The organism is Coleofasciculus sp. H7-1 (genome assembly GCF_057473865.1).
Map to the genome: position 1 here is coordinate 1 of NZ_JBYCCT010000057.1, position 15,169 is coordinate 15,169.

The following is a 15,169-nucleotide window of genomic DNA, read 5'->3' on the forward strand; positions in this document are numbered from 1 at the left end:
GCAAAAACACTCCCCCTCACGAGTTTTGCAGGCTTTAGAAAAAGTGGAAATATCAACTTCAATCCCGGCATGATTGAGCCGATAGAATAGGTCTCTCATGCTCATCAAACTCTGATCGAGAACAAAAGTTAACCAGATTTCAAAAAATAGCCGAGAGTGTAAAACAGGGTAGTCGCTCGCTGAAAGACGCTTGAGCAAGGATTTGACAATGCTGGCAAAGGACGTTAACATCAGTCATCATTTTTAGTTTGTGTGGGGGTAGAATACTACATTCTGCCCCCATTTTTTCCGTCTTAAGCTATCTTTCAACACTTCTGGGATAGCCCTACTAAGGAAGGGGGAATAATCTTCGCCCCTCTCCTTGTAGGAGAAGGGTTGGCGGAGAGGTTTTAACTCGACGCACTCGTATAAAATCGCAACGCAAACCGCCAGAAGACCCGCGAAGCGAATAATAGCGCCAACGCCAGAATCCCCGCACTCACCATCCAATCCACCTCAACTCGTCCCAGCATCGCCTCTGCTGGTATAGTCGTTAAAAACGCCACTGGCACTACAAAAGTAAAGAAAAAACGGTAAGCAGCGGGATAAGCAACCATCGGGTACCGCCCCGCTTCCAGAAAACCTCTAAGTACCTCTGTGACGTTGTAGATTTTCACAAACCAGATGCTGGTCGCTCCCAGCATAAACCACAGACTGTACAGAATTGCGAAACCGAATAGTAGCGGCATCGCACTTAAGAAATAGTCGTTTATTCTCAAACCCAACCGCGCCCCAGCATACCCAATCAGCACTCCTCCAAACACTAAATCTGGCAGTCCCCAAGGAGAAAGGGCGCGGGTAGAAAGCCAAAATTGGCTGCTGATGGGCTTAAGCAGCACAAAGTCTAGCGTCCCTTGCTGAACCTGATCGACAATCCGGTTTAAATTAGGCACCAAGAAGGTATTAGAAAAGCCTTGCAGGATCGTAAAAACTCCTAGCACAACCAAAGCTTCCTCCCATTTCCACCCTTCAAAGGTGTAACCATTGCGGTAAAACAAGGACAACCCAAACATACTACCGGCTAGGTTTCCCAAACTACTGAGTGCCGCTAGAACAAAATTAACCCGGTATTCAAGTTCGGCAGCGATCGCTGTACTCCAAAATAGCTTTAGTACCCGTAGATATCGTTGCATCTTCTCAAGGTTGCAAGGTGTGCCAATTTGAAAGTAACGCGATTTGTGGATAGCAACACCGCGCTTTAACCCTCACTCTCTTGACGCGGATCGTCCTTGGGAGGATGCCAGCCGCCTTGCACCCAAAATCGACGAGATTTCTGAATGAAACCATCATTATGAAACTCATCATTAAAGTCAAGTCGATTACAAGTAGCTCGACCTGTAGGGGTAATACCTAAAAATTTTTTATACTATCTGCTGTCCAGATAAAATGCTCTGCCCACTGGTGCTGACGAGGATTAAATAAGGGAATTTCTTCTTGAGTTTCAGTATCAATTCCGACTATAAAATTATAACGACGCTCGTTACAGCGACGACAAGCTAAGGCTAAATTTTCAATCTGATCAGACCCTCCCAAAGATTGCGGTAATAAATGCTCAATCGTGAGTAGAGCTGTACTCAAAAATTCAGGAGAATGGCAATACTCGCACAAAAACTTAGCTCGTTGCCGCACCAACTGTTGTATTTTGTTTGAAATAGTCACGAAGCAGCAATTTGGGCATTGATATAGGTAAAAATCATGTCTAATTCTCCTATCCCCTCCAGTTCAGCTGCTTCTTCTAACGTAAGCGAATCAGCCTTTTTTTTCTCTAAAAGTTCTTCCATTCGGGACTGGAGTTCTTCAGTAAACTTGAAAAGATTCATATTCTTAATTTTTTCAACTCGGATGCCAGTCGTTAGCCAAGATGAGGGTCTAATTACTACTGGGGTCATAGCATTTTTATAGTGGCTTTAGTTCTGTTGTACTATTATAGCGATCGCATCCTCACCCCATCTAGAAACGCGATCGCGCTTTTCCCCCTCTTGCTTCCTACGCCCCCATCCCCGAATACTGCTTCAAACCTTGCCGCCACATCCAACGATTCCAGACGAAAAACAGCAAACACCAACCAAACATTGCCAATAAACCCCGCCCTAAATCTACTGGCAACCCTACCAACAACGCCGCCGGGAAATGCACCAGATAGGGAAACGGCGTCCACAGAACCACTTCACGCACCGCTGGAGGAAAAACTTCAAGTGGGGCAACAATGCCAGAAAGAAACAGATACAGCAGAAACCAGAATTGCTCGATGGCGCTAGCGCGTTCCGTCCAAAAAGCAAACAGAGCAAAAGTGTATTGGATGAGAAAGCGGAGAGTGAAGGCGATCGCTACCACCCCGAAAAATAGTAAAATTCTCCCCACACTCGGCAACCAAATTGCCTTCGGGTAGAGCGTAAAAAACAAGATTACCAACCCCCCAATGAACGGGAAACGGGCAAGGCGTTCGGAAAGATGAGAAGCCACATGATGCCACACCGGGTCTAAAGGTTGCAGCAGCCGAGAAGACAACGTCCCTTGCACCACCTGCTTCTCAAATTCCCAAATCACCCAAACAACCGTAAACTGCCTAACCAAGAAAGCTGCAATGAAATAGCGGGCAAAATCTACTGGCGACAGCCCAAACCGTCCACCTTGCGCTGCTGCCTCCATCCAAATCCCCATCAAGATGAAGGGCACAGAACCCGATAGCGCCCACAAAAATAGCTCTGCCCGATACTCCAGCATATGAGCGTAATAAGCTACCAGCAAAGCTTTGGCTGTTCTCATTGCTGAACTCATACAACGACCCCTGCACGAAACACCTGACCGATTACTTCTTCAATCGGCGGCTCAGTCACTGCCAAATCCAATACATCCATTTCCGCCAAAATTTTAGCGACTGTGCGAGTCAGCGCCTCCCGCCGCACCAGCAACCGCACCACTTGACCTTCTACCGCTTCAATTTCGCCATAAGACTTTAAAGATGCCAAACTTCCCCTTTCGAGATCATCTTTGGGTAGCGGATGCGCCAACTCTACTTTCACTTCGCGGTAGGGGGCAAAGCGGTCTAGGAGTCCATCCAAACTGCCATCATAAATTAGCTGACCTTGATGAATCAGTAGCACCCGCTGACACAAAGCAGTGATGTCTGCCATGTAGTGGCTGGTTAAGAGAATCGTAGCGCCATAGAGCTGATTGTACTCCCGCAAAAATTTCCGCACCCCTACCTGAGCATTGATATCGAGTCCCAGCGTCGGCTCATCCAAAAACAGTACCTTGGGCTGGTGGAGGAGTGCTGCTAGCAACTCAGCCTTCATGCGTTCCCCCAAAGAAAGCTTCCGCACCGGCTGATTCAGCTTGCCTTGCAGTGAAAGCATCTCCGTCAGTTCCCCCACCATGCGCCGAAACTCTTTGTCGGGGATGTTATAAACAGCAGCGTTTATCCTCAGCGAGTCCATCGCTGGCAAGTCCCAGAGCAACTGCTGCTTTTGCCCCATCACCAGCGTAATTTGTTTCAAAAAAGACGCCTGACGCTGGAAAGGAACGTGTCCAGCCACCCGCACCACGCCTGCGGAGGGATGGATTAACCCCGTGAGCATCTTCAGAGTCGTCGTTTTTCCCGCACCATTGGCACCTAAAAACCCCACCACTTCCCCCGCTTCAATCTCGAAGGAAACGTCTTGAACCGCCTTCACCTCGCGGTAGGTGCGGCGCAAAAAGTGCTGTAATGTCCCCTTAAGTCCGGGTTCTTTGACCGCCACTGGATAGATTTTGCTCAGTTTCTCAGCCGAAACAATGGGCATTGTAATTCTTTTAGTTTATGGATCTAACTTCATAATCTCAAAGGTGACTGGTTGTTGCTATCCAATGGCAAGACTTAAACGGGTATCCAACATTACTCTCGATTCCAGGCTGAGCTTTCCCAATCCAAAGGTATTGACGTTTTTGTCTATCTACGTCATAAACTGCGACTGGCAGTTTGCAGATCAGGACTTACACAAAGCTTATACATATAGAGTTTTGTAGGGGCAATCCCCCTGTGGTTGCCCTCAGATGTGGTGATGTTGCGTAAGTCCTAAGATGTTTGGAGGGTTTCAGATGGATGATCTCAAAGAAATAGGGCAGGGGTGTCCCCCTGCCCTAGATAGCGCGATCGCCTCTCGTTAACTCATGTACTATGCGTAAACTCGACCGTTGATATAATAATCTCGCGTACCCTTGGCGTTAATGGCTTCTCCCAGCCGATTTAAAGCATGGACGTAAGCCGCTGTTCGCATTGGAATGGCTAGTTCCTGAGAAATTGCCCAAATTTTCTCAGTTTCTTCGACCATTTTTTCCATTAAGCGTTGATTGACTTCTTTTAGCGTCCAATAAAGTCCGCTGCGATTTTGTACCCATTCAAAGTAGCTGACTGTAACGCCACCCGCATTGACTAAAATATCGGGAAAGACATAAATTCCTCGTTCTTCCAGAATTCTGTCAGCTGCCGAACTAACCGGGCCATTAGCGACTTCAAAGATATATTTTGCTTTGATATCCTTGACATTCGCCTCATTAATTTGATTTTCCAAGGCGGCTGGAATTAGGATATCCACATCTAAGGTTAAAAGTTCCTCGTTACTGATGACTTCATGTTCATCAATGTGACAAACGGTGTCTTGGCAATAGAGGGCTTTAATTCCTTTGCTAGATAATTTGTATTGTCGAATTTTCGCAATATCTAATCCTTTTTTGGAATAGACTGCGCCTTGAGAATCGCTAACCGCAACGACTTTATATCCAGCTTTGGAGAGTAATTCTGCTATCTCTGCACCAGCATTCCCAAATCCTTGAACTGCTACTGTTGTCTCTTGAGGTAGTCGGTCAACTTTGCTCATGATGCTTTCAATGACAAAGAAAGCACCCGTGGCGGTGGCGGTATCTCTGCCTAAACTACCCCCCATTGTTAGCGGTTTGCCAGTGACAACTGCTGGAGTAATTTGACGGCGGATGATACTGTATTGATCCATCATCCAACCCATAATCATGGGATTGGTGTAAACGTCGGGTGCTGGAATATCTACGTCAGGACCAATAAAGTCTGCGATCGCATCCACATAACCGCGACTCAGCCGTTCTAACTCCATCTTTGAGAGTTCTTTCGGATTCAGCGTTATTCCCCCTTTCGCACCACCAAATGGTAAATTTAATACCGCGCACTTAAAGGTCATCCAAAAGGCTAAGGATTGCACTTCATCCATTGAAACATTGGGATGATAGCGCACCCCTCCTTTAGTCGGTCCTCTGGTATCATCGTAACGGACACGATAGCCCTGAAAAATTCTCAAAGTGCCATCATCCATCCGGACAGGAATTGAAACGGCTAAACTGGCTTTTGGATATTTTAAGTGTTCGGCTGCATCGTCGGAAATAGAAACAAATTTTAGGGCTTGTTCTAATCTTTGGCTAGCATCAGCAAATAACGAGTCTGACATCCCACGATTCCTCCTGTTGCACGATCAAGCTGGTATGCTAATACAAATTTCAATTTAAGAGAAGCAGAACGGTGCAAATTAAGGTGACTCTTTAAGGCTGGTAACGGATAATTTTCAGTAGTTTTTAGTCCGGTAGTCCCTGGTTTGTTGCCATTTCACTTTTGTGAAGCTACACATTAGATCGCCCCAACCCCTTTAAAAGAGGAGATAAGAAGAAGCTAAAGTGTCGCGGTGAAAAAGTGAACTGGGATGACGCATGACTAATTACCCATTACAAACCCTACAAGTAATGTTTAATTACACCACCTGCTTAAGTAGATCGCAATAGAAAACGATTGCTTTGGCTAGGGTTGTGAATTAAGTAGGCAAAAACTGCATCCCCCCTAAACCTATTTTTTAATAGGTAATCTTGCGAGTTGCTCATCGTCGAGTTTCTCAGCAAAGTGAGGATTTTTTGTTTATTTTTACCGACTTAATAAGTGTGCGCTTAGCAAGTATTGCAATTAATTTTCTTTCCTGAAAGACGCTTCACTTTCCCTATAAACATTAAAACACAAAAAAAACTGTATTATATGTAACATTTTAAGAATAAGCGACACAATTCCGGTTTAAGCGAAGCCTGGAGCAGCGGGTGAGGGGGGATCACCCATCAGCGCAGTCGCTGCTGATGAAATATCTTGGAAATTAGTGGCAAGCTCTCCATAGCAGTGTGAAACTGTAAACAGAGGAATCTTCTCATCTGTCCTGATGTCAAGCAATCAGTTCTTGTGTCGGCTGAATTCTTATGATTGAAATCTTAGCCGCACTCTCTGCGTCTGCGGCGGCAGGGATGAGAGTGGCTCTGCCCTTGCTAGTCATTGGTCTATTGCACAGTGCCAATCTCTGGTCAAGCGTGCCCCTACTGTCGCGCTTTCCTCCTCCTATCGTTTTAGGAGTGCTAACCAGCTGGTCGTTATTTGAGCTGTTCGCCTCAAAAAAGCTGTTGGGTCAGCGCGTATTGCAAATAATCCAGCTAGTTTTCAGCCCGATTGTGGGAGCCATTATGGGCGTTGCAGTTGCCCAAATCACTGGTGCTTCCACTTGGCTTCTGTGGATAGTTGCTGTGGTGGGCAGCTTATTAGCGTTCGTCCTCCAGCTAGTTCAGGTCGGCTGGTTCTACCGCTTGCGGCGTCTACCTCTGTGGGTCGTCTTTTTGCAAGATTTTCTGTGCGTTGTCTTGGTCATCTTCGCTTTCGATGCGCCCAAGCATGGAGGAATCATCGCCTTACTGTTGTTGTGGCTGGCTATTCGCAGCTCTAAGGAATGGTATCGCTGGTATCGAGGACACAAACGCTCTAGGGGAAACTATCAGCAACCCGACTGAAAGAAAACAAAAGTAAAAAGGCAAAAGAAAGGATTGTTTGTTTCTAGTTTTGCTTTTTTACTTTTTACTTTTCACATCAGTCCGACAAAGTGTAGAGGACCGCGACCGCTAAGTAACTCGATCACTAAGGCAATAAAGCCAAGCATTGCCAGACGACCGTTCCAGACTTCTGCTGCTGTGGTCATGCCCCACTCCCAGCGCTCTTGGGGATACATTTTGACTTTTTTCTTGAGCTGTGGGACTTGGGATAGCTTCAGACTGGGGGCGTCGAGGGCATCAACCACCAAAGTCGCCATTGCTTCAATAAAGCGGGGATGAGTATCTAGTGCTGGCACGCGGCGGAAGTCGTGGATGCCAGATTCTTCTGCCAGTTCGCGGTACTCGATGTCAATTTCTTGTAGGGTTTCGATATGCTCGGAGACGAAGCTAATCGGTACAACTAACAAATTTTCGACTCCCTCGGCTCCCAGTTCTTTTAGGGCATCTTCGGTGTAGGGTTTAAGCCACTCGACTGGCCCGACTCGACTTTGATAAGCCAGGGTGTGGGGATTGGGTCGATTGAGGGTTTGCATAATGAGAGCGGTGCAGTCCTCAATTTCTCTTTGATAGGGATCTCCGGCTTCTTCAACGTAGCTGACGGGAACGCCGTGGGCGCTAAAAAAGAGATGAACTTGGTCGGGATTGGCAAATTGGTCGAGTTCTTGGGTAATCAACTCAGCCATTGCTTGCAGGTAGCTGGGTTGGTGATACCAGGAGGGAATGACAGTGTATTCAATTCGGCTAAGTGCTGGGTCTTCCTGCCAGAGTCTTTCTAAAAGGCGGAAGCTGGAACCGCTGGTGCTGATAGAAAACTGCGGATAGAGGGGGAGAATTACCAGGCGCTCTATAGCGTCGCGCTTGATGCGAGCGATCGCTTCTTCAGTAAAGGGATACCAGTAACGCATCCCGATGTAAATATTCGCTTCTTGTCCTTGTTGCTGCAATTTTGCCTGAAGCGCTTCTGCTTGGGCTTCTGTAATCCGCCGCAGTGGGGAGCCGCCCCCGATTTCCCGATAGTTTTCTTGCGATTTCTTGGTTCTTAAGGTGGAAATCAGCCACGCTAAGGGTTTTTGTAACCCAGAAAAGGGTATGCGAATAATTTCTGGGTCGGAAAACAGATTAAACAGAAAAGGTCCAACATCCTCTAAGTCATCCGGCCCACCCAGATTTAGTAGCAAAACTCCTACACGACCCATAGCGGTTACAGTTTCCCAATCTTTCATTTTCGTTACTGATTTTAACAATAATATTCTTTTAAAGGTTCGGGTCTGCAATAAGAGATACACATTTTAACTAGGGGTGGAGTAGTGGCTACTATTTTAAGGACTTGGAGTTATCAACACCAGTGGCTGTATGATGCGATCGCTCGTTTGGCTGCTGTGAGTGTAGGCGGGGAAGCAAGATTTCGTCAACTGGCTTTGCAAGGGTTAACGATCGATTCAGAAACCAAAGTGTTAGACCTGTGTTGCGGCAGCGGTCAGGCAACCCAAATCTTGGTGAAATATTCCCAAGATGTCACGGGTCTGGATATCTCACCCGTATCCCTGGAACGGGCGCAGCGGAACGTCCCGCAAGCGAAGTATGTGGAAGCCTTGGCTGAAGATATGCCTTTGCTGAGCGATCGCTTTGACCTCGTGCATACCAGTGCTGCTATGCATGAAATGGAACCCGATCGATTGCGACAAATTCTCCGAGAAGTCTACCGGGTACTAAAACCGGGAGGCATCTTTGCCTTAGTCGATTTTCATCGTCCCACAAATCCGCTATTTTGGCCGGCAATCTCGCTATTTTTGTGGTTGTTTGAGACAGAAACCGCTTGGCAGCTGTTGCAGACGGATTTGCCTGGGTTGTTGGAGGAGATTGGGTTTAATCTGGTGGGAGAACCTACACTTCATGCAGGTGGAAGTTTGCAGGTGATTCACGCCAGGAAATAAACCGCTCCAGAACGCCAAGGACACAGAGCTAGAGGGAAGCAGCACTTCTACTCTCCATTCCCAGATACACTAATTAGCTGCAAATGAGACGCCTTCTCTTGCCTCAGAAGCGGCTACTCGCCACCAGAAAATCAAGGAAATATATCACGATGAAAAGCGAAACAATTGAGCTGTTATCGAGCCGGGAGTTGGATAAAATGCGTCAGGCTGGACGCTTGGCGGCTGAACTCCTCCACTATCTAGAACCGATGGTCAAGCCAGGAGTCAGTACCCTAGAACTCAACGATGAAGCTGAACGCTGGACTTTGGCTCGCAAAGCTAAAAGCGCCCCGCTTGGCTACAAGGGGTTTCCCAAGTCTCTTTGCACCAGCATCAACGAAGTGGTCTGCCACGGCATCCCCAGCGCTAAACAGGTTCTTAAAGAAGGTGACATCATTAACATTGATGTGACGCCGCTGGTGGATGGCTACCACGGCGATACCTCTAAGACGTTCTTTGTGGGTAAGCCCTCACCCATTGCGAAAAAGTTGGTTGAGGTGACGCTGGAGTGCCTGAACAGAGGAATTGCTGAAGTCAAGCCGGGGGCGCGGATTGGCGATATTGGGGCAGCGATTCAAGAGTACGCTGAAGGAGAAGGTTTTTCTGTGGTGCGGAACTTCGCGGGACACGGCGTTCACCGCATTTTCCATACTGCACCAGAGATTCTCCATTATGGTAGACGCGGAACCGGGAAGCGTCTGAGACCGGGCATGGTTTTTACGATTGAACCGATGATTAATGAGGGAACTTGGGAAGTCGAGATCCTCGACGATGGGTGGACGGCTGTCACACTAGATCGAAAGCTCTCCGCTCAGTTTGAGCATACAGTTGCTGTCACCGAGGAAGGCGTCGAGATCCTGACCCAAGGTTAAGATTAGACGGTTCCTTGATAAAAGGTTGCTTTGTCGGGCTGGAGAATATTGCTGGGAACTTGTGAGGAGCGTAGATGCACTAGGTTTTGACGAAAAAATCTAAAATTGTCTTGCTTCTACCGACGTTGTTGTTGTAATTCAGCTTGTGCTTCTAGTTTGTTGATGCGCTGCTTGAGTTCGATGACCAGAGTGGCTAGGCGGTCAAACATGGGGTCTGCTGAGGCGGGTCGATTGGCTCTAGGGGCAATGGGAGGCGCTGGTTTAGTGGAGCCGGTTCTTTGAGAGGTGGACTGGTTCAGTCCTAATACCTGCGACTGTAGCTGGTTTATTTGCGATCGCAATTGATAAGTTTCGGCTTCCAATCTAGAAATCCGCGATTCCAAGTAAGATGTTTCTTGCGCCAGTGTTTGTTTGGGCACTAGAGCAATTCCCAACATGATGGCAAGACAAAGCAACTCTATTTTTTTGAACATACATTATTTATCCTCCCAACTGCGTATAGCTATAGCAATCCTAAATGATTCGCACTCTCCCTGTAGAGACGCGATTAATCGCGTCTCTACACTAAGGCGAATACTCGCTTATGCTCACATTAAAGCACTTGCCCAAAGGAAGTGCGATCGCCAGCCTTGGCTACAATCGAATTGATTTGTTAGCTACAATACGAGTCGCCAGTAGGCATTAGCCATGACTGAGAACAAAGCATTGATAAATGAGACTGAGATAGAACAGTCATCTGATTTATCGACAGCTGATTCAGCCGAAAAGCAGCGATCGCGCTAAATTAAGTCAGAGAAGGCAGGTTTTGTGGGTGTATCGATTGATTCAGGCGCTGGGACTTTCATCTTTCTAATTTTTGATTTTTTGGTTTGCGTCCAGCTACAGACATCACGGGCTAGCTGTTTCCCATTGACTGCACACTCAGAAGCTTTTTTGATGAACTCTTCTACCGATATACTCGGTTCGCCCGGTTGAGACTTCACAAGACCATGAGCGCATTCATTCCGGTCGTAGCTCCAAAGCCTCACAGCGTCAATCAAATCTTCCCTAGTTTTATACGGAACTATTTCATCCCGCCTTTTCCATTCCTGAATCAATCTTCCGAGAAAAGTTTCTTTATTTGTAAACTGATGAGTTTCGCCTGCTTCTTTCAGTTTAACAATTAAGTAACTCAGAAGCCGATCTGAGATGATGCTTTCCGCAATCATAATTGATTCTAGGAAAAACTCTTTTTTAATTGCCTCCTCCATGCGCTCAAAAGCAAACTTATAGGATTGAAATTTGATGATATTTTTGGTTGTTTCAGCTTTCATCCTATTCACCTTTGCTAGAGTCGGCAATATGGCACCCCGAACAGATCGGCAAAATTACTCAAAAGTCAGGTTGTATACTCAGCGTTAATCTTCACATAGTCATAACTCAAGTCGCAGCCCCAAGCGATACCAGAACCAGAACCATTCCCGATGCTCAGAGCGATCGCCACTGTCTGTTCTTTGAAATTGGTAGGCGATGCGGGGCGACTAAACGCAACAGGTTGACCCGACTCTACTTGCATGACATCATTGCTGGAATCAGTGCTGAGTACCTCTTTTGCCGACGCCGCCGCCGCTTGTTTTAAATAAGCACTCGCCGCCGCCCGATCGAAGGGCAAAGGTTGACCATTTTCCATCAATAAGAAATCCCCTAGCTGAATCCGGAGATGTTCTTGATCGAACAGCACCCCGGAACGACCCGCCGCTGCTGCAATTCGTCCCCAGTTGGGATCGCGCCCAAACACTGCTGACTTGACTAAGGATGAACCGACAACCGTTTTGGCAACCTGACGGGCGGCTTTTTCATCGGACGCGCCGGTAACTTGCACTTCAATTAAGCAGGTAGCCCCTTCGCCATCACGGGCGATCGCTTTCGCTAAATATTGGCAAACTTCAGTCAGCATCGCCTCTAATTTCTCGGCGTCTGGCCCCATTTCGGTAATTGCCGGGGTGCGAGATTCCCCATTTGCTAAGGCGATCAGCGTATCGTTGGTACTGGTATCGCCATCGACGGTAATTTGGTTGAAACTTTGGTCGGCGGCTCGACTCAGCATTTTTTGCCATAGGGAGGGAGCCACCGCTGCATCGCAAGTGACAAAAGCCAGCATCGTCGCCATGTTGGGATGAATCATACCAGATCCCTTTGCCATGCCGCCGATTCGCACCGGGCGATCGCCAAAAGTTGTCTCTAGTGCAATCGATTTCGTCACTAAGTCGGTGGTGACGATCGCTTGTGCGGCTGCATCGCCCCCAGTCTCAGAAGCGGCGGCGACCAATTTAGGAATCCCATCCCGGAAGGCATCCATCTTAATGCGTTGCCCAATGACGCCCGTGGATGCCAACAAGATAGAGTCGGAGGGAATTCTCAGCGCCTGAGCTAACATTTGGGCGCTTTCAATGGCGTCAATCCAACCTTGGGCACCCGTGGCGGCGTTGGCTTGCCCAGCGTTGCAGAGAATCGCGTGGGCGCTGTGTTTGGTAGAGAGGTGCTGACGGCAATAATCGACACAGGCGGCGCGTACCTGACTGGTGGTGAAGACACCCGCTGCGATCGCTTCCACCTCCGAATAAATTAACGCTAAATCCGGTAAGCCTGAAGGCTTCAGTCCGGCGACGATTCCAGCCGCCCGATACCCTCTAGGAGCCGTTACTCCACCACTAATGATTTGCCAGTTTGTCATCACTCCCCCTGAAAGCTAAATGATGCAAATTTTAGCAATTCTCAGGGCTGCGGTGAGTGTTACTGAGTCATAAATTAAATTGGGAGCGATCGCGCAAGTAGATGCCAATACAGTTCACTCCCTTTCTACTTGGCAATTGTTGAAAGCGATCGCCCTTAAAAACGTAAGATTTCTCTTTCGTAGTTTTCTGGAACTGGCTCTATTTCCCACACCAATCCTTCTCCGGGTGCCAAAATGACATCAACGTAAAGCTGCTCTACAGCAGTCGTGGCAATATCTGCGTTGTTTTCAAAGGGTTGTAGGTCTTCAGTCAGCAGTCTCAGGGTAAATCCACCGGGAATGCTCGTGACTATTGATAAATTTCTTAGCTCAAAGCGCCACCTTCGCTCCTCTGGATTGCCTAGAGGGATGACCTGCAATTCATATTGTTGACCGGCAATCACCAATTGGCGAGACAGTGCGGTGGGTGTCGGTGTGGGTTCTGCGCTTCTAGCACCGGCAAAACTCGGTTGAAACTCAATCCGTCCCCAACCCAGTTGCTGTCCGACTTCTGAGACACCTATCCGGAGCCATTGCAGAATTGACCACTGCTCCGGTAGTCCTTGCCGTCGTTCGTACAACCGCTCTCGCCAGCCGCCATGCTCTAGTAACGCTCCCCAGATGGCAAACGGCACTTCTAGCCGAGGCGCTGCAATCGCAGTATTTGCTAAACGCTGGATCAAATTTTCTGCTTGCGTTGATGATAAAGCTGCCAAAGGTGCAACAGAAGCGCGGGTTGCTTCTTCCGGGCATAGTTGACGCGCCACCCACAGGGCATTGATGTCTGAAATTACGTCGCTTTCATCTAGAGAATAAGTGCGATCGCTCGCATCATAATTTCCTCTCGTCTTTAGCTGTTGATGAGTGCAATACCCCCAAATCCTCACCCACCCATCATCCGGCTCGACTTGCACCGCTAGGTAATAATCCCCAACCCAACTGGGTATATCTACCCATTCTTGCGGCACCCGCAACTCGCTCAAGTCGATTGCTTCGCTGGCAATGAATACGAATCGCGTTGTCCCTAATTCAATCGCGGTTCCATTCACCACTTCCCAGCCGCTGGGTAAAGCCGCAACACTAGGCCAAGCTTTGGCTCTCGGTTCGTACTCTTCTCGCAGCCAAGGTAAAATTGCACTTAGGGAAATTTGATTGAGATAAGCATTCCAGCGACTACTGAGTGTAGAAAAAGATTGGCTTTGTTGTTGAGCCTGATTTTGAGCGGTTGGCGATATTTCTAAGCACAGTTGAGTCGGATCGGCAAATGCAAATAAGGCGGCGTCATACGTCATAGGGGCTGCTCCCTGTGGGTTAGGGTGTCAGGATGGCTGTAGTGGATTTTGAGCCATTCTTCCAGCACTGCACTGGTATCTTTTAGTACGTCTGAGGTTAAGGCAATATGCAGGGTGTTCTGACTCCATTGAGCCAGTGCTAGCAGCAAGGATTGCCGCGCCTTAGAAAGCCGACGAGAAACGGTATATTGCTGGATCTCCAACTGCTGGGCAATCTGCTGTTGATTTAGCTGCTGAGTGTAGTACATCTGCAACAGTTGTTGTGCTTGGGATTCCAGCTTGGCAACTGCTGCGACTAAAACCGCGTTAATTTCAGCTAGCTGAGAATTGCGGCTTTGTTCTTCTTCTTTGCTAATTATTTCGGCAAGTAAGGATGGAGATTCAGTTCCTGGCAGAATCTCTAGGAATTCTCCAAAATCTTGTCCTTCTCTGGGAGTATTGAGGGAATTAAACGTGGGATAGAGATAGTCTCGTGCAGCTTTAGCACAACTCAGCAGCCACTTTTCCAACGTTTCAGGAGGAGATTCTGCGCCTTGTCGTTGCGAATTGTAATTGTACAGCGCGGCGATCGCGTTCCAAGCCGTGCTGTCTGGTTTAGGAAGTTTGCGACTAGCGATTGGCGTGGGGACATAAACCGCCTTGAAACAGTTCCAAGCGAGAACGTAACTAGCGATCGCTTGCGAAGATAACCCCGCTGTTTGCAAAGCCTCAATGAGTCGCTTTTGGCTAATTTTACGCAACAATCCCCAAGGCGTGCAGATATCCACTTCCCCGCGCTGGCGCAGGTTTTCGCGGATCAGATTGCTAAAAATGGCACTAGCGTAATTTTTCAGCGCAAAACCTTGGCTGGGGTTAAAGCCTTTGAGGACTTTATCAACTTGCGCGATCGCAATTTGAAAACAGTCGGCGACAGTATTCTGTCCGCTGGAAAAATTCGCAGCTGTTTTTTGAGCCACCCAATAGCAAGCTTCTTGAAGATAAGCGACTAGATGCCATGTTCCAGGGGAATGACTCATTTTGGGCGATCGCGCCAGACTCTCCCCCTGAGATTGCCTTTCCTTGTACCAGTAAAGCACCCAAAAGTTTTCTGAAGTTTCCGGTTGTGGCAGCTGACTCATGCAACCCAGCATACTTCGCCGCAGTTTGGCATCTGTCACCCAACCACTGAACCGATCCGCATCAAATTGCAAGAACGTCGAAAAAATTTCAATGATGTTTTGCCGAGTGTGCATAAAAAATCGCCAGCCGACATAGAGAACAACAGACGGGATTCAACAACGCTTCCCGAACTTGACTACAGGAACTCAACAACGTTCCTCAAACTTTACTACAAGGAAATAGCAAGATGGTCAGGCTGAATTTTCGTTTCCTCTTTCTCAGTGCCAT

The 15,169-nt window shown here is 47.8% G+C and carries 14 protein-coding genes and 2 pseudogenes; 3 read left to right on the plus strand and 13 right to left on the minus strand.

The genetic code is table 11. From position 1 onward, the window contains the following. The 7 genes and pseudogenes from AC2VDX_RS14470 to AC2VDX_RS14500 all read right to left on the minus strand — a co-directional run. Window positions 1–231: pseudogene (locus AC2VDX_RS14470) on the minus strand (IS4 family transposase); the annotation flags it as partial. 158 nt (window positions 232–389) lie between these two features. Beyond that, window positions 390–1,172 carry an ABC transporter permease gene (locus tag AC2VDX_RS14475; protein ID WP_378182245.1) on the minus strand — a complete coding sequence of 261 codons (783 nt, stop codon included), beginning with the start codon at window positions 1,170–1,172 and terminating at the stop codon, window positions 390–392. 65 nt (window positions 1,173–1,237) lie between these two features. Continuing rightward, window positions 1,238–1,698 (minus strand): annotated as a pseudogene (locus AC2VDX_RS14480) (HNH endonuclease). Continuing rightward, on the minus strand, window positions 1,695–1,928 hold the full coding sequence (locus AC2VDX_RS14485) for a hypothetical protein (protein WP_378182242.1): 234 nt from the start codon (window positions 1,926–1,928) through the stop codon (window positions 1,695–1,697). The pseudogene AC2VDX_RS14480 and the gene AC2VDX_RS14485 overlap by 4 nt, the downstream one beginning before the upstream one ends. Before the next feature lie 97 nt (window positions 1,929–2,025). Beyond that, window positions 2,026–2,817, minus strand: coding sequence for an ABC transporter permease (locus tag AC2VDX_RS14490; protein ID WP_378182239.1), 792 nt, complete (start codon window positions 2,815–2,817; stop codon window positions 2,026–2,028). Beyond that, complete coding sequence (locus tag AC2VDX_RS14495) at window positions 2,814–3,821, minus strand: ABC transporter ATP-binding protein (RefSeq protein ID WP_378182236.1); 1,008 nt, start codon at window positions 3,819–3,821, stop codon at window positions 2,814–2,816. Before AC2VDX_RS14495 ends, AC2VDX_RS14490 begins: the two co-directional genes overlap by 4 nt. A gap of 372 nt (window positions 3,822–4,193) precedes the next feature. Then, the gene (locus AC2VDX_RS14500) at window positions 4,194–5,492 is read right to left on the minus strand and encodes a Glu/Leu/Phe/Val family dehydrogenase (RefSeq protein WP_378182233.1); all 1,299 of its coding nucleotides are present in this window, start codon (window positions 5,490–5,492) and stop codon (window positions 4,194–4,196) included. Between the two features lie 784 nt (window positions 5,493–6,276). On the opposite strand from AC2VDX_RS14500, the gene AC2VDX_RS14505 reads away from it, so the two are divergent. Then, complete coding sequence (locus AC2VDX_RS14505; RefSeq protein ID WP_378182230.1) at window positions 6,277–6,855, plus strand: DUF4126 domain-containing protein; 579 nt, start codon at window positions 6,277–6,279, stop codon at window positions 6,853–6,855. A 71-nt stretch (window positions 6,856–6,926) separates the two neighbouring features. Here the strand turns inward: AC2VDX_RS14505 and hemH are convergent, their stop codons facing one another. Next, a complete protein-coding gene (gene hemH / locus AC2VDX_RS14510) occupies window positions 6,927–8,090 on the minus strand; it encodes a ferrochelatase (RefSeq protein ID WP_378182254.1) in 1,164 nt (387 codons plus the stop codon). A gap of 111 nt (window positions 8,091–8,201) precedes the next feature. Between hemH and AC2VDX_RS14515 the strand changes: the two genes are divergently transcribed. Together AC2VDX_RS14515 and map are read left to right on the plus strand one after the other, a co-directional pair. After that, complete coding sequence (locus AC2VDX_RS14515; RefSeq protein ID WP_378182227.1) at window positions 8,202–8,828, plus strand: class I SAM-dependent methyltransferase; 627 nt, start codon at window positions 8,202–8,204, stop codon at window positions 8,826–8,828. 149 nt (window positions 8,829–8,977) lie between these two features. Continuing rightward, window positions 8,978–9,739 (plus strand): type I methionyl aminopeptidase, encoded by a 762-nt coding sequence (gene map, locus AC2VDX_RS14520; RefSeq protein WP_378182224.1) that lies wholly within the window; start codon window positions 8,978–8,980, stop codon window positions 9,737–9,739. Between the two features lie 116 nt (window positions 9,740–9,855). Here the strand turns inward: map and AC2VDX_RS14525 are convergent, their stop codons facing one another. The 5 genes from AC2VDX_RS14525 to AC2VDX_RS14545 form a co-directional block, all read right to left on the minus strand. After that, window positions 9,856–10,212, minus strand: a complete 357-nt coding sequence (locus AC2VDX_RS14525; protein ID WP_378182221.1) for a hypothetical protein — start codon at window positions 10,210–10,212, stop codon at window positions 9,856–9,858. A 306-nt stretch (window positions 10,213–10,518) separates the two neighbouring features. Next, the gene (locus AC2VDX_RS14530) at window positions 10,519–11,052 is read right to left on the minus strand and encodes a hypothetical protein (protein ID WP_378182218.1); all 534 of its coding nucleotides are present in this window, start codon (window positions 11,050–11,052) and stop codon (window positions 10,519–10,521) included. A gap of 65 nt (window positions 11,053–11,117) precedes the next feature. Next, window positions 11,118–12,452: a bifunctional ornithine acetyltransferase/N-acetylglutamate synthase gene (argJ, locus tag AC2VDX_RS14535; protein ID WP_378182215.1), complete on the minus strand. Its 1,335-nt coding sequence runs from the start codon at window positions 12,450–12,452 to the stop codon at window positions 11,118–11,120. A 155-nt stretch (window positions 12,453–12,607) separates the two neighbouring features. Next, on the minus strand, window positions 12,608–13,783 hold the full coding sequence (locus AC2VDX_RS14540; RefSeq protein WP_378182212.1) for a DUF1822 family protein: 1,176 nt from the start codon (window positions 13,781–13,783) through the stop codon (window positions 12,608–12,610). After that, entirely contained in the window at window positions 13,780–15,015 is a 1,236-nt protein-coding gene (locus AC2VDX_RS14545; RefSeq protein ID WP_378182209.1) for a sigma-70 family RNA polymerase sigma factor, read from the minus strand. The genes AC2VDX_RS14540 and AC2VDX_RS14545 overlap by 4 nt, the downstream gene beginning before the upstream one ends. Window positions 15,016–15,169 lie beyond the last annotated feature (154 nt).

What these genes read in the sequence shown, in the direction of transcription:
- argJ (WP_378182215.1), bottom strand. Translation starts at nt 12,452, where the DNA reads ATGACAAACTGGCAAATCATTAGTGGTGGAGTAACGGCTCCTAGAGGG.
- AC2VDX_RS14490 (WP_378182239.1), bottom strand. Translation starts at nt 2,817, where the DNA reads ATGAGTTCAGCAATGAGAACAGCCAAAGCTTTGCTGGTAGCTTATTAC.
- AC2VDX_RS14505 (WP_378182230.1), top strand. Translation starts at nt 6,277, where the DNA reads ATGATTGAAATCTTAGCCGCACTCTCTGCGTCTGCGGCGGCAGGGATG.
- AC2VDX_RS14495 (WP_378182236.1), bottom strand. Translation starts at nt 3,821, where the DNA reads ATGCCCATTGTTTCGGCTGAGAAACTGAGCAAAATCTATCCAGTGGCG.
- AC2VDX_RS14540 (WP_378182212.1), bottom strand. Translation starts at nt 13,783, where the DNA reads ATGACGTATGACGCCGCCTTATTTGCATTTGCCGATCCGACTCAACTG.
- AC2VDX_RS14545 (WP_378182209.1), bottom strand. Translation starts at nt 15,015, where the DNA reads ATGCACACTCGGCAAAACATCATTGAAATTTTTTCGACGTTCTTGCAA.
- AC2VDX_RS14500 (WP_378182233.1), bottom strand. Translation starts at nt 5,492, where the DNA reads ATGTCAGACTCGTTATTTGCTGATGCTAGCCAAAGATTAGAACAAGCC.
- AC2VDX_RS14530 (WP_378182218.1), bottom strand. Translation starts at nt 11,052, where the DNA reads ATGAAAGCTGAAACAACCAAAAATATCATCAAATTTCAATCCTATAAG.
- hemH (WP_378182254.1), bottom strand. Translation starts at nt 8,090, where the DNA reads ATGGGTCGTGTAGGAGTTTTGCTACTAAATCTGGGTGGGCCGGATGAC.
- AC2VDX_RS14485 (WP_378182242.1), bottom strand. Translation starts at nt 1,928, where the DNA reads ATGACCCCAGTAGTAATTAGACCCTCATCTTGGCTAACGACTGGCATC.
- map (WP_378182224.1), top strand. Translation starts at nt 8,978, where the DNA reads ATGAAAAGCGAAACAATTGAGCTGTTATCGAGCCGGGAGTTGGATAAA.
- AC2VDX_RS14525 (WP_378182221.1), bottom strand. Translation starts at nt 10,212, where the DNA reads ATGTTCAAAAAAATAGAGTTGCTTTGTCTTGCCATCATGTTGGGAATT.
- AC2VDX_RS14475 (WP_378182245.1), bottom strand. Translation starts at nt 1,172, where the DNA reads ATGCAACGATATCTACGGGTACTAAAGCTATTTTGGAGTACAGCGATC.